11 protein-coding genes are annotated in these 13,051 nt (G+C 53.8%); 10 read left to right on the top strand and 1 reads right to left on the bottom strand.

Features of this window, described 5'->3' with window-relative positions; all coding sequences use genetic code 11:
* Nucleotide 1: 1 nt before the first annotated feature.
* Both PGRAT_RS08505 and PGRAT_RS08510 read left to right on the top strand, forming a co-directional pair.
* On the top strand, nucleotides 2-1,048 hold the full coding sequence (locus tag PGRAT_RS08505) for an ABC transporter ATP-binding protein (RefSeq protein WP_025709229.1): 1,047 nt from the start codon (nucleotides 2-4) through the stop codon (nucleotides 1,046-1,048).
* A complete protein-coding gene (locus PGRAT_RS08510; protein WP_155990564.1) occupies nucleotides 1,045-2,133 on the top strand; it encodes an ABC transporter permease in 1,089 nt (362 codons plus the stop codon). Before PGRAT_RS08505 ends, PGRAT_RS08510 begins: the two co-directional genes overlap by 4 nt.
* 146 nt (nucleotides 2,134-2,279) lie before the next feature.
* Here the strand turns inward: PGRAT_RS08510 and PGRAT_RS08515 are convergent, their stop codons facing one another.
* The gene (locus PGRAT_RS08515; RefSeq protein ID WP_025709225.1) at nucleotides 2,280-3,353 is read right to left on the bottom strand and encodes a M42 family metallopeptidase; all 1,074 of its coding nucleotides are present in this window, start codon (nucleotides 3,351-3,353) and stop codon (nucleotides 2,280-2,282) included.
* Nucleotides 3,354-3,504: 151 nt separating this feature from the next.
* Between PGRAT_RS08515 and PGRAT_RS33135 the strand changes: the two genes are divergently transcribed.
* The 8 genes from PGRAT_RS33135 to PGRAT_RS08555 all read left to right on the top strand — a co-directional run bounded on the left by PGRAT_RS33135 (nucleotide 3,505) and on the right by PGRAT_RS08555 (nucleotide 13,027).
* Nucleotides 3,505-3,675: a hypothetical protein gene (locus PGRAT_RS33135; RefSeq protein WP_155990563.1), complete on the top strand. Its 171-nt coding sequence runs from the start codon at nucleotides 3,505-3,507 to the stop codon at nucleotides 3,673-3,675.
* Nucleotides 3,676-3,800: 125 nt separating this feature from the next.
* Nucleotides 3,801-4,301, top strand: coding sequence for a stage V sporulation protein AC (spoVAC, locus tag PGRAT_RS08520; protein WP_025709224.1), 501 nt, complete (start codon nucleotides 3,801-3,803; stop codon nucleotides 4,299-4,301).
* Nucleotides 4,298-5,332 (top strand): stage V sporulation protein AD, encoded by a 1,035-nt coding sequence (gene spoVAD, locus PGRAT_RS08525; protein WP_042266389.1) that lies wholly within the window; start codon nucleotides 4,298-4,300, stop codon nucleotides 5,330-5,332. The genes spoVAC and spoVAD overlap by 4 nt, the downstream gene beginning before the upstream one ends.
* Nucleotides 5,329-5,679, top strand: coding sequence for a stage V sporulation protein AE (gene spoVAE, locus PGRAT_RS08530; protein WP_025704505.1), 351 nt, complete (start codon nucleotides 5,329-5,331; stop codon nucleotides 5,677-5,679). The genes spoVAD and spoVAE overlap by 4 nt, the downstream gene beginning before the upstream one ends.
* A 269-nt stretch (nucleotides 5,680-5,948) precedes the next feature.
* Nucleotides 5,949-7,436: a methyl-accepting chemotaxis protein gene (locus tag PGRAT_RS08535; protein WP_025708225.1), complete on the top strand. Its 1,488-nt coding sequence runs from the start codon at nucleotides 5,949-5,951 to the stop codon at nucleotides 7,434-7,436.
* Nucleotides 7,437-8,578: 1,142 nt separating this feature from the next.
* Entirely contained in the window at nucleotides 8,579-9,535 is a 957-nt protein-coding gene (locus PGRAT_RS08545; protein WP_025708223.1) for an AAA family ATPase, read from the top strand.
* 1 nt (nucleotide 9,536) lies between these two features.
* Nucleotides 9,537-10,787: a DUF58 domain-containing protein gene (locus tag PGRAT_RS08550; protein ID WP_025708222.1), complete on the top strand. Its 1,251-nt coding sequence runs from the start codon at nucleotides 9,537-9,539 to the stop codon at nucleotides 10,785-10,787.
* Nucleotides 10,784-13,027, top strand: a complete 2,244-nt coding sequence (locus PGRAT_RS08555; protein ID WP_025708221.1) for a DUF4129 domain-containing transglutaminase family protein — start codon at nucleotides 10,784-10,786, stop codon at nucleotides 13,025-13,027. Before PGRAT_RS08550 ends, PGRAT_RS08555 begins: the two co-directional genes overlap by 4 nt.
* Nucleotides 13,028-13,051: the final 24 nt, after the last annotated feature.

The raw sequence follows: 13,051 nt of genomic DNA on the forward strand, positions 1-13,051 counted from the left end.
TATGGATACAAATATCGAACAGCGCTTAACATCAGGAGCGGCAAATAGAGTATATGATTCTGGTAACAACGAATTTAGTCCATCTGTTATTGAATTAACTGGCCTGACCAAGCAGTATGGCACCTTTACTGCTGTAGATAACTTAAGCCTTGCGATCCGCAAAGGGGAGGTTTTTGGGCTGCTGGGTCCGAACGGCGCCGGCAAAACAACAACGATTCTAATGATGCTCGGGCTGACGGAGCGCACCTCCGGCAGTGCGCTGATCTGCGGGTATGATCCGGCGCGCTATGCACTGCAGGTCAAGCGCCGGGTGGGTTACATGCCTGATGATATCGGGTTCTACGAAGACCGTACCGGGCTGGATAATTTGATCTATACGGCCCGGCTTAACGGGATTGAAGCGGAGGAAGCGGCGCAGAGCGCGAAGCGGCTGCTGGAAAAGGTCGGCCTGTCCGGCAGCGCGCGGGCCAAGGTAGGCACCTATTCCCGCGGGATGCGGCAGCGGCTGGGACTGGCCGATGTGCTGATCAAGAATCCCGAGGTCATTATTCTGGATGAGCCGACGCTCGGCATCGACCCGGAAGGGGTCAGGGAACTGCTGGTGCTGATTTCGGAACTGAGCCGGAATGAAGGCATCACTGTACTGCTATCCTCTCATCAGCTGCAGCAGGTGCAGCAAATCTGTGACCGGGTGGGACTGTTCGTTAAAGGCCGGCTCATCGCCTGCGGAGATATTGCCGCGCTGTCCAGGGAGCTTAACCAGGAGCTGCGCTTTGAGGTGGAGCTGGCTGTCCAGCCCTGGAGTGAGGAGCTGGCCGGACGTCTGCAGGCGGTCGAAGGCGTGCAGGGAATGAAAACAGAGGAGTGGAGAGGTGACAATGCACCGCCGGGCAGTGTGCTGGCCACCTTGACCTGCGACCGGAATCTGACCTCTGCAATCGCTGCTCAGGTCATACAGAGCGGTGCGGAGCTGCATTTCATCACCCGCAAGGAATTTGGGCTGGATGAGATTTATCATCGTTACTTTGAAAGGAAGGAGGAAGGATGATGACCGTAAAAGCGCAAAATGCTGCGGCGCCGCTGCGTGTGGGCTGGTCCAGGCTGCGCTCCCTGCTGCAGGGCGGCGGTAAAACCCCCGAGAGGGCAGACAGCAGGCAGGACGGACGGGAAGGAGGCAGCGGCTCAGCCTTCTGGGTCATGGTGCAAAAGGAAATGGGGGATCATGTCCGCAGCTGGCGGTTCACCATCCTGATCGGCATTATCGTATTAGCCTGTATCGGCTCGATCTATTCCTCCATCAGCTCCATTAAGAGCGGAGGACAGGCGGATCAGGGGACGGCGGCTTTTTTATTTCTAAAAATGTTCACGCTGTCCAGCAGCACCCTGTCTATACCGACCTTTACCACCTTTTTGTCCTGGCTGGGTCCGCTGATCGGCATTTCGCTGGGCTTCGACGCAGTGAATTCGGAGCGGAACAAAGGGACTCTGGGACGTCTGCTCTCGCAGCCTGTTTACCGGGATGATTTTTTAAAAGCAAAATTCACCGCTTCACTGCTGCTGATTGCGGTCGTGGTGTTTTCTTTGGGGCTGCTGGTTACAGGGCTTGGCCTGCTTACTATTGGCTATCCGCCGACTCCTGAGGAGTTCTGGCGCATATTGTTTTTTCTGATCATCGCCACAGTCTACATCGGGTTCTGGCTGAATTTGTCCATCCTGTTCTCGATCCGGTTCCGCCAGGCGGCCACCTCCGCCTTGTCCGGTATCGCTGCCTGGCTGTTCCTGACTCTGTTCTACAGCATGATCATCAGCCTGATCGACAGTGCCACCGTCGTCTCCCAGACAGCCCCGGTGAGCGAGCAGCTCCGCCATGTCCATTTCATTCTTGCCCTGAACCGGCTTTCGCCGACTGAGCTGTTCTCCGAGACCATCACCACGCTGCTTTCGCCTGGCATCCGTTCCTTGGGGCCGCTGACGATGGATCAGCTGGTGGGCGCGATCTCCAGCCCGTTATCGCTGGGTCAGAGCCTGCTGCTGGTCTGGCCGCAGCTGACCGGACTGCTTGCAGCAACTGCACTCTGCTTCGGGTTGTCCTATTACTTGTTCATGCGCCAGGAGGTGCGTTCACGGAACTGATTGATCCGTACCCTTATCCATAAAAAACGGGCTGCCCGGGAAAGCTATTCCTGGTCAGCCCGTTTTGCAATTGGAGAACTGCCTTTATAAGCGAGCGGGAAAATATGCTTCAGCCCGGTTCTCAGTCAAGCTGAAGATTCTCCGGTCTAGCTGTTCTCAAGTATGGTCTGAAGGGTTGTGCGGTCCAGTCCCTCCACCAGCTTGATCAGCAGCTCTTTGGCCGCTGCATAATCATCGCTGTGAATGATGGAGGAGGCGGTATGGATGTAGCGGGAACAGATGCCGATGACAGCAGACGGCACGCCGATTCCGCTGACATGCACCTGGCCGGCGTCAGTGCCTCCCTGCGAGACAAAATACTGGTACTTGATCTTATGGGTGTCAGCCATATCCTGCACATATTCGATCAGTCCGCGGTGAGTAATCATCGACGGATCGTAAATGCGCAGCAGCGCACCCTGCCCCAGGTGGCCGAAAGCCTGGCGGTCGCCGGTCATATCGGCGGCGGCGCTGGCATCCAGGGCGAAGTAAATATCCGGCTGCAGCAGATTGGCTGCGGTGCGCGCACCGCGCAGTCCTGCTTCTTCCTGTACGGTTGCCCCGGCGAAGACAGTGTTCGGCAATTTCTTGCCGTGCAGCGCCTGGACCAGCTCAATCGCAAGGCCAACACCATAGCGGTTGTCCCAGGCTTTAGCCATAATTTTCTTGGGATTCGCCAGCGGAGTGAACGGGCAGACCGGGACGATCTGCTGCCCTGGAGCTACGCCGAAGCTCTGCGCCTCTTCACGGCTGTCTGCACCGATATCGATATACATTTTACGGATGTCGCCTGGCTGCTTCCGTTCTTCCTCGCTCTGCAAGTGGATCGGAGTGCTGCCGACAACCCCGGTGAGTGTGCCTTTGGGGGTGATAATCTGCAGCCGCTGTGAGGCGACCGCCGAGGCCAGCCAGCCGCCTAGGGGCTGGAAACGGATCATCCCCTTATCGGTAATGCCTGTAACCATAAAGCCAACTTCGTCGAAATGCCCGGCGACCATGATTTTGGGCCCGTTCTCTTCACCGCGCAGCACGCCGAACAGGCTGCCAAGCCGGTCCTGTACGAACTCATCGGTATAGGGTGACAGTGCATCCTTGACGTAGGCGCGCAATTCACGTTCGAAACCCGGGGCTGCGGGGAATTCAGTCAGTGTTTTGAACAGTTCAAGTGTTTCTGGATTCATTGTGCATATCGCTCCTTTACTGTCATCTAGTATGAACATTGTGTCTCTAATTGTCCATGACTGGAGGGCAAAATGAACACCCGGCACTACTGCTGCGAATAGTATGCAATAGTGGCTCTGCAGGCAGGGGCCGGGAAAGGAAGCGAAGCGGATGAGGGTGGCAGGGAGCGTGCCCCGGGCATGGGCCCAAGATGTATCCGGCAGGCAAAGCACCCGCAGAATGCGCCGGAGATACAGCCCGCGCTCTATTGCTGAGCGCCAAGCTGTGCTTGTATTGATTCTGTTCATCGTGCTGATCATTGTGCTGCTGTATTTTACCTGAGCTGGCGGGACATAACGGAACGGGAAATGGCGAACAATAAGGAAAAACTTCTAAACGAAGGGAGAGGCCTGAGTCTTATGGGCGCAGGCCTCTCTTTCGCATCCCTTTTACGGAGGTGTCCCGATTTGCCGGCAAAAACCAGAAAATCAGGTGTTAAGCTGAAGCTTGATACTCTGACCCCGGACGATTATGAAAAATTGTCCAAGCCTTACGTCCCGTCCCGTCCGGTGTTTAAGAACTGCATCCGTGCCTTCCTCTCTGGCGGTTTGATCTGTTTGATCGGACAAGGCATCCAGGAGGCGTTTATGTCGATTTTTGATATGACCTCAAAGGAAGCTGCCAGCCCCACTGTTGCTGTACTGATCCTGATCTCCGTGATTCTGACCAGCTTTGGCGTATACGACAAGCTTGCGCAATGGTGCGGTGCAGGCACGGCAGTTCCTGTCACGGGGTTCGCCAACAGCATGTGCTCCGCAGCGCTTGAGCACCGGGCGGAGGGGCTGGTGCTTGGGGTAGGCGCGAACATGTTCAAGCTGGCTGGATCTGTTATTGTGTTCGGGGTAGTCGCCGCATTTGTCGTAGGCATAATCTATGCCATTATGGGCTTTGGAGGTGGACATTTATGAAGCAGCTTGGCAGCCAGACGTGGCAGTATACTACCCGTCCGGTTATTCTCGGCTCCTCTGCAGTTGTTGGCCCAGAGGAAGGGGAGGGGCCTCTGACTTCAGATTTTGATTTTATTTATGACTCGCTGAAAATGGGTGAGAAAACATGGGAGAAGGCCGAGCGCGCCCTTTTCGAAAAAGCCTCCAAGCTGGCGCTCATCAATGCTTCGCTGGAGCAGGAACAACTGGAGTTTTTTGTGGGCGGCGACCTGATGAATCAGATCATCAGCAGCTCCTTTGCCGCAAGAAAGCTTGGTGTGCCATACCTGGGGGTATTTGGAGCCTGCTCCACTTCCATGGAGAGTTTGGCTATTGCCGCAATGATCGTAGATTCCGGCGGCGGCAAATATGCACTGGCGGGAACATCCAGCCATAACTGTACTGTTGAGAAGCAGTTTCGCTATCCCACCGAATACGGCTCGCAAAAACCTCCAACGGCCCAATATACCGTTACAGGCTCAGGCTGTGCGGTCATCGGCCGGGATGACGGCACTTCAGCGGGGCCGCATGTCGTTATGGCAACGATGGGCCGCATTATGGACCTTGGCCTCAAGGACCCTTTTAATATGGGGGCTGCCATGGCTCCGGCCGCTGCGGATACGATTACCGCACATTTCCGCGACACCGCCCTTTCGCCCGGGCATTACGATCTGATTGTTACCGGAGACCTTGCCAGCGTAGGCCTGCCGATTGCCAAGGATTTATTGGCTAAGGAAGGCATTCCCATGGAACAGACGGAATTTAATGACTGCGGCCTGCTGATCTATAATCTGGACAAACAGAAATATGTAATTGCCGGGGGCAGCGGCTGTGGCTGCTCTGCAACGGTAACCTACGGTCATATCCTCAAGCGGATGAAAAAAGGCGAGCTGAAGCGGGTGCTGATTGTGGCCACCGGAGCACTGCTCTCGCCGCTGTCTTACCAGCAGGGGGAGACGATTCCATGTGTGGCCCATGCTGTAGCTCTGGAGATGGGGGGTGATGGAGCATGATCTATTTATGGGCTTTTCTGGTTGGGGGTGCCATCTGTGTCATCGGCCAGTTGTTGATGGATGTGCTGGCGCTGACACCTGCCCATACCATGAGTACGCTGGTGGTGGCCGGAGCTGCCGCTGACGCCTTTGGCATATACGATCCGCTCGTGAAATTTGCCGGTGCCGGGGCGAGTGTGCCGATTACCAGCTTCGGGAATTCCCTGGTGCACGGGGCGCTGACCGAGCTGGAACGGGATGGCTGGATTGGAGTCGTTACCGGCATATTTGATGTAACCAGTGCAGGGATCTCAGCCGCCATAGTGTTCTCGTTCCTGGCCGCGCTTGTTGTGCGCCCGAAGGGCTAAACATTGTGGACCAACTGCATAATTTTGCTCAAGGGGCCGCCGATATGGCGGCTTTTTTGCTGTGGAATATTAGAAAATTGAACGGAAGTTGGAATAATACGTATGTGTACAAACCAACAGGATATTCTTTATTGGATTCAAGCACTGTGGTCCACGCTTCAAAAAAAGGAACTGTCCATATCCGATCCATTTCACAGTTAAAAACATGTCGAATAATGACGATAAACAAAGTAAGAATGGGAACATAAATAAGATGGGGGAAGTGCGAGTTGCAGAATCAAAGATTAACAAACATTATTTGGTTGAGAACCAAAATTATTATCTGTGCCTTTTGGGTTGTGGCCCTGCTTGGCGTCGTTGTGGCATTTCAAGTGCCGGACTTGTGGATTAGCAATGCAGTTGTGGTTCCTTTGAGTGCCGTTTTGACCGTGCTTCATCTCAAGAAAAAAGGAACCCTCGTCATCCCTTGGGTGTTTACCGTTATTATTGGAGCGTTATCCGTGTACCTGAACCAGGGTGAGGTTAACATTCCGCTGGCGCTGCTGTTTTGCTCGATGCTGCTGTTTTACCCGAATTATCATTATTTTGCGATTGCGGCGGGCGTGAATGCTGTTAATATCTTTATTCAGGTCGTTACAGGACACTCAGAGGCTGGTGCCAATCCGGATTTCCTGGCCTATGTGGGCGGATTTGGCATGTTTGTGCTAATCAGCGCCGTTATGCTTGGCGTATCCATTGTAAACCGCAAGCTCTTCCTTCGAAGCGAGCAGCAGCGGCAGGAGGTCGAGGCTTCAGGCACACAGGTGGAATATTTGCTGGAACGTGTGAAAACGGCAGTAGACGGGCTGTATGCTTTTACCGGGAATTTCAAAGATGAAGTGGAGATGGTCGACGCCATTACCAATGAAGTCGTTATCGGATTTCAGGAAGTCTCCAAAGGCATTGAATATCAGGCAAGCAGTATTGCGGATATCACCGAGTCCATTTCCGTATCAGATCAGCACATCCGCGATGTGGCCGGCTATTCCCGGGAAATGAAGCAGCTGTCCTCGGACACGGCAGAGGTCAGCGAAGAGGGCAGCAGCAATATCTCCCTGCTTACAGGCCAATTCGCTGAACTGCGGGAAGTCATGAACAACACCTCCGGGCAGATGCAGGAATTCTCACAGCGGAGTCTGGACATGCACACGATGCTTGACGGAATTATGCAAATTTCACGGCAGACTAATCTGCTGGCATTGAATGCTTCTATAGAAGCGGCACGAGCCGGGGAGCATGGCCGGGGGTTTGCCGTAGTGGCCGGGGAGGTTCGCAAGCTTGCCGAAAGCTCCGGGCAAACAGCGGATTCCATCAGTGAGGTGCTTGCAAGCCTCCGGCAGCAGACCGATGGGCTGATCGCACAGTTTGGACAGAGCCTTGAGATTCTGCATACGGGCAGCGAGTCCGCACAGAACACAGAGAAGGTGTTCCAGTCCATCCAGACCAACGCCCACAAGGTACTGGCACAGGCCGGGGATGTGGAGCAAAGCTCAGCGGGTATGAAGCATTTTTCCGAAAAGGTGGTCGGAGAAATTACGGAGTTTTCCAGTGTAACCGAGCAGTCCAGCGCCGCAACGGAAGAAATTCTGGCAGGCGTGGAGGAGCAGCGCAACATCACCCGTCACATGGTGGAAAGCTTCAAACAGCTGGAGAGCCTGATTGTCGGACTGAACGAACTGGTTTCGGGCGAAGGCGCAGGTACTAAGAGAGAAGAATAGAGGATATACGAAGCTGGCTGGGATAACCCCTTCCGGCTTTTTTGTTGGCTGGTCTAATAACGGATTCTTTACCTCTTCCCCGGGCGAAAAGCCTGTTCCGCCTAATCGACAGTTTCCTTCTGCCTAAATAACGGATTTCCTGTCCGCATCAATTGCGAATGGACATGAATCCATAACCCTTGCCTCTGTTCACATCTGTTAGATGAGTTGAACTATGACATCAAGTTAGATTCTTAAGTTCACACGATGTAAGTGGAAAAAGTAAAACTAATTCGCTCAAATCCTTGCTACAAAAGGTTTTAGTTGGAATTTGTATACTTAATTCATGCATATTCATCCCATACGGCCGTTTTTAGGTGAAATAGTGGTACTTTTTCCCACATAGGGTACTCCATAAGCTGAATGAGCTCGATTAAGGATACTTTTTCCACTAACGGTGTCTGTCCTTTCAGTTTTTAACTTCAATCTGTAAAAGATGATTTTGTTCTTATTTAGGATAGTATGATTTTTCTTATATTGTGGATATTGCCCCGCGGCTGGCCAGCCATCCGCTTTTCCGGTTATGTAGAGGCAGGTGTTCGCTCAAAAAGCTTCAATGACGAAGCGCTGATATCCTTATAATCTATACCGAGCCAGAGTCGGGTTTCAGGTTCATAGTCTTTGTTAAAGAGCAGGGCCGACAGTTTCTGATCATTAGAAAGACGCGTAAGGATGAGGGAAATCCGGATCATTCTTGGCCTGCAGCAAAAAAAATTTCAGAATCGCATGATCCTTAGAATAGAATAGCTCGACTAATTTGGCCCGATATTCCAGTTCTGTGGATTTCATGCCAGGAAACAGGCTGTAGTCATACAGATGCTGCCCTATCCGGGGATGCAATCTGCTCTCCATTATCTTTTGAATAAAACCGTTCTGTAAATCGCCGCTCGATTGCTGTGACTTCTTTGGTCTTGGGCTGAAGGGATTTCGGACTAATACTTTCTATTAAAAATATAAATTTCATTCAGGCGGGTTATTAATTTTTGGAGGCTAACCTGCTTGCGTATCTTCAAGATCGTTATTTCCAATAATGTACTTTGGGGTCCCTAATCATGTAAAATATAATTATTACTGCTTATTCTGACTTAGGAGGATTACCCCATATGCCCGTACGTCAAGAATCCATGCAAATTATGAACGCTGTACGCAATAATCTGGAATCCTGTATTCTTGGTAAATCATTTGAAATAGAGCTGCTGCTGACTGCTCTGCTTGCCGGCGGACATGTTCTGATCGAAGATGTGCCGGGAACGGGCAAAACCCAGCTTATACGGGCGCTGTCAAGATCCATGTCCGGTGAATACCGCCGGATTCAGTGCAATCCGGACATTCTGCCAAGCGATATCACCGGGGTGTCCGTCTATCATCCGCGCGATGAAATGTTCCATTTCCGTCCGGGCCCGGTCATGACCAATATTCTTCTCGCCGATGAGATCAACCGCGCCACCACCAAAACGCAGTCTGCACTGCTTGAAGTGATGGAGGAGCGGAATGTTACTGTGGATGGAGAGACGTATCCGCTTCCTCATCCGTTTATGCTCTGTGCAACGCAGAATCCCATTGACTTTGAAGGCACCTATACGCTGCCGGAAGCCCAGCTTGACCGCTTTATGCTGCGGATCAGCCTGGGTTATCCGGATGCGGATACCGAGAAGAATCTGCTGATGAGCCATCAGGAGGGCCAGCCGGTGGACAGGCTGTCCCCCGTTACCGGCATGGACCAGATTGCAGCCATTCAGGAGGAAATCCGCTCTGTCTACATCAGTGATCCCGTTCTGAATTATCTGCTGGATGTGGTCCGGCAGACCCGGGAACACCCGCTGGTGCTGCTCGGGGCAAGCCCCCGGGCTTCGCTCTCGTTCATGATGGCCTGCAAGGCTTATGCGTTCCTGCAGGAACGCGATTATGTGCTGCCTGATGATGTGAAGATTCTGACCCCTTATGCCCTGGGACACCGTATTCTGCTGCGTCCGGAGTCGCGTCTGGACAACGTTAATGTGGACACGCTGCTGCAGAAGCTGCTGCAGAGCATTCACGTGCCTGTCACGATGAGGCAGTAAGATGAAGAGCTATCTATCCGGGGCTGCGGCGGTCATCCAGCCCGGCAAACTCGCCGGAGTTCTCGCCATTTGGGGCATCACGCTGCTCTATGTACTCTTTCAGGGCGGCAAAACTTCCTTCATGCTGTTTATCATGGTCACAGTGCTGCTGCTGTATTTAATCATCGGGGGCCTGGGCGGCGTCCGCCGGGCCAGAGGCACACGCAGCCTGTATTCCGAGCAGGACAAGCCTGATTTATTATATGCCGGCGGGTTCCTGCGGGTGAAGCTGAGCATTGCCATTCCGGGTTTTTTGCCCTTGCCGTATGTAGTGGTAAGAGAAATACTGAAGCGCCACAACGGGGAATCCTGGGTTTTCGAGGAGAGTCTCATCCCGAACCTGAAGGGCAGGGGGGAACTGCATTTTCAGACTCCGGCGCTTGAACGGGGCCATTATACCTTTGAAGGTACGGATATCCTCGCGGAGGATATCTTCGGTCTTGTGGAGCACAAAGGAACGTTTCACGCCGAGGGCCAATTCCGCGTTCTGCCGCGCTCGGTATTCGTTCCGCGCTGGCAGCTGTATGAGCGGAGAGCCCGGCTGGCCGGGCCACAGGCTTCCCTGGTTCCCTCGCGGCGCGAGACTACGCAAATCAACGGCGTCCGCGATTACGTCTACGGTGACCGGCTGACCCGCATTCACTGGAACGCCACAGCCAAGACAGGCGACTGGAAGTCGAAGGAATTCGAGCACGAATCTATTCCCAAAACCGTGCTGGTGCTGGACGGCAGCGCTTCAGCCTATGGCAGCAGCAATCAGTTCGAGCTTGCCGTTTCGGTCACTTCCTCGCTGCTGGGTTACGGCATCCGGGAGCGGATCGGGATCGGCATGTGCTGCCTGGATAAGAACACGAAGGTGTTCAGTCCTGCGGAGGGCAGCGCGGAACGCCAGAAAATGATCCAATATTTAATCGATATCAATGCTGAAGGCCGGGGACCGCTGATTACAAGGCTGGAGAAGGCGTACCGCATGTTCCCCAAAGGTTCCTATTTTGTGCTGATCAGCCCGCAGTCGGGCCAGCCGGTATTGGATGTGCTGCGCTGGGCAGAGAGCCGGGGGATGACGCCTTCGCAGATTCATGTGCATAACCCGGCTGCCAAGAACCGCAACCAGGAGTGGATGGATGTGCTGGCATCACGCGGCATAACAGGCTGCAGTGTGAGTTCGCTGCAGGAGCTCCCCGCGGTGCTCGGAGGTGACAGAGTCATATGATACGCTGGTGGAATGGAATCAAATCGTCATGGCACCACTCTTTCAGCCTATTGTGGCTGATGGTCATTGCCTTGCAGTGGGTTTCCTACACGGAGCCCTTCTGGCTGGAAGTAACAACCGCCGCAGTACTGCTTACCCTGGCTTTTGCCGCAGCTATTGAAATTCTTCTACCCGTCAAAGTGATCTACCGGCTGCTGCTTGAAGTGGTTGCAGGGGTATTCCTTACCTACCGCATGATTCTGCATTATGGAGTCTATGTTCGCGATCCCTGGCTGCCGGGGCTGCGTGAGAGGCTGCCAGATATCTTGTCGCATATGGCACCGTACATCTGGTTTGCGTTTGGAGCGCTTGTTCTGCTTCTGCTGTCCTCCTGGTGGGTATCCTCCAAGCCGCGGATACTGATGTTTACCGGAATGAACATCGCGGCGTTTGCTGCGCTGGACTCTTTTACTTCTTCTATTCTATGGCAAGAGGTGGCTTGGACCGTATTTGCCGGCATGGGCTGGCTGGTCACCCAGCATTTAAGAAGCTTTCAGCTGCATTATCCGCGCGGCTGGACCCATTTGCTGAAATATCCTTTTAAAATCGCGATTAATGTAGCCATTATCTTCTCTCTAGTGATTCTTACCGGCGTAAATATGCCTGAAGTGCGGCCGACGCTGACGGACCCCTATACCGCATGGCAGGAATGGAACGGCAAGGGAAGCGGTTCGGGTTCCGGAGCCACCGGAACATCCGATAACGGAACCGGTACAGCCTCTGCAGGCAGCACCACCTCCGGGTATAGTACCGATGACAATAATCTGGGTGGGGGCTTCAACTTCGATTATTCGCCGGTAATGACTGTAACCACGGATCTGCGCACGTATATGCGCGGAGAGACCCGCAGCGTATATTCAGGCTCCGGTTGGAGTGACGACGACCCGTTCGCCAGAGGAGAGCTGAAAGGGGGCGAGGTCGGCCAGCCGCTGGAGCAGAATAGGGCCTCCAAGGTCCAGACAAGAGAGCTGAAACAGACCGTAAAGATACTGGGGGGGAATGCCTATCCGGTGCTGTTCGGGGGCCTGTCCATTTCGAAGGTCAACTCGGTGAATGGTACAGATTCCAGCGGCGGTTTGCTCTGGAGAAGCGAGGGCAGCGAACTGCTGTGGAAATCCGTGGAGAACAGCAGAGCGTATCCGAGAGAATATGTGCTGACTTCGCAGGTGCCTGTGGTTCCCATTCAGGAACTGAACAAGCAGACCTATGAGCAGCTCTATGGCGGGCTTGATATTGATCAGCAGTACCTGCAGCTTCCCGGAAACTTCCCGAAGCGGGTCAGAGAGCTGGCGGAAAAGGTTACCGCGCAGGGGAAGACCCCTTATGAAAAAACAGCGCTTCTGCAGCAATATTTGCAGCAATCGTTTCCCTACACCAATCAGCCGGATCTGTCACGGCGCAAAAGCAAAGACCTTGTCGAAAGCTTCCTGTTCGAAATTATGGAAGGCTATTGTGACTATTATTCCACTGCGCTTGTGACCATGGCCCGTTCACTGGATATTCCGGCCCGCTGGGTGAAGGGCTATGCGCCAGGCGAGCAGGCCCAGCTTCCGGACAACCTTGCCGTTCAGCAGGGAGGCACACTGGTTAACAATAACTATACGATTACCAATGCGGATGCCCATTCCTGGGCGGAGGTCTATTTTGGGGATTACGGCTGGATTCCGGTCGAGGCGACCCCGGGGTTCACGGCACCATTGCTGGCACAAAGCGAAGATACTGCGCCACAACCGACCGCCGCACCTGAAGAAGAGCAAAACCAGCCCGAACCGGTGGAAGTGAATAAGGGAACACAGGAGCAGAGCTTTCATCCGAAAATATGGATCGTGGCAGCGGCAGCGGTTGTGATCCTGGCGTGGGCAGGGTTCCTGCTCTGGCAGCGGCGGTTCACCCTGCGCTTCTTCCTGCAGCGGCTCAGCAACGGCCAGCCGCTGTCTCCGGTTCAAAAAGTTGAAGCAGAAACCGCGCGTTGGGTAAGGTATGTCCGCAGGAAGGGCATGCTGAAGGAAGAGCATGAAACGCTCCGTGAATCCGTGGACCGCTGGAGTCATGAGCGCCCTGCGGCTTCCGGCAATCTCACGGCGCTGCTGCGCATGTTCGAACGGGCCAAATACAGCCCCGAGGTTATTGAAGACAAAGACTGGCGCAGCGTGTATACTGAAGCTTTGCGGCTGCGCAAAAGCATCAAGTCAAGCAAGTGATGCAGTGAGCGTACAATGGCCGCT

The sequence above is a fragment of the Paenibacillus graminis genome (assembly GCF_000758705.1).
Classification (GTDB): Bacteria; Bacillota; Bacilli; order Paenibacillales; family Paenibacillaceae; genus Paenibacillus_AQ; species Paenibacillus_AQ graminis.

What these genes read in the sequence shown, in the direction of transcription:
- PGRAT_RS08505 (WP_025709229.1), top strand. Translation starts at nt 2, where the DNA reads ATGGATACAAATATCGAACAGCGCTTAACATCAGGAGCGGCAAATAGA.
- PGRAT_RS08510 (WP_155990564.1), top strand. Translation starts at nt 1,045, where the DNA reads ATGATGACCGTAAAAGCGCAAAATGCTGCGGCGCCGCTGCGTGTGGGC.
- PGRAT_RS08515 (WP_025709225.1), bottom strand. Translation starts at nt 3,353, where the DNA reads ATGAATCCAGAAACACTTGAACTGTTCAAAACACTGACTGAATTCCCC.
- PGRAT_RS33135 (WP_155990563.1), top strand. Translation starts at nt 3,505, where the DNA reads ATGAGGGTGGCAGGGAGCGTGCCCCGGGCATGGGCCCAAGATGTATCC.
- spoVAD (WP_042266389.1), top strand. Translation starts at nt 4,298, where the DNA reads ATGAAGCAGCTTGGCAGCCAGACGTGGCAGTATACTACCCGTCCGGTT.
- spoVAE (WP_025704505.1), top strand. Translation starts at nt 5,329, where the DNA reads ATGATCTATTTATGGGCTTTTCTGGTTGGGGGTGCCATCTGTGTCATC.
- PGRAT_RS08545 (WP_025708223.1), top strand. Translation starts at nt 8,579, where the DNA reads ATGCCCGTACGTCAAGAATCCATGCAAATTATGAACGCTGTACGCAAT.
- PGRAT_RS08550 (WP_025708222.1), top strand. Translation starts at nt 9,537, where the DNA reads ATGAAGAGCTATCTATCCGGGGCTGCGGCGGTCATCCAGCCCGGCAAA.
- PGRAT_RS08555 (WP_025708221.1), top strand. Translation starts at nt 10,784, where the DNA reads ATGATACGCTGGTGGAATGGAATCAAATCGTCATGGCACCACTCTTTC.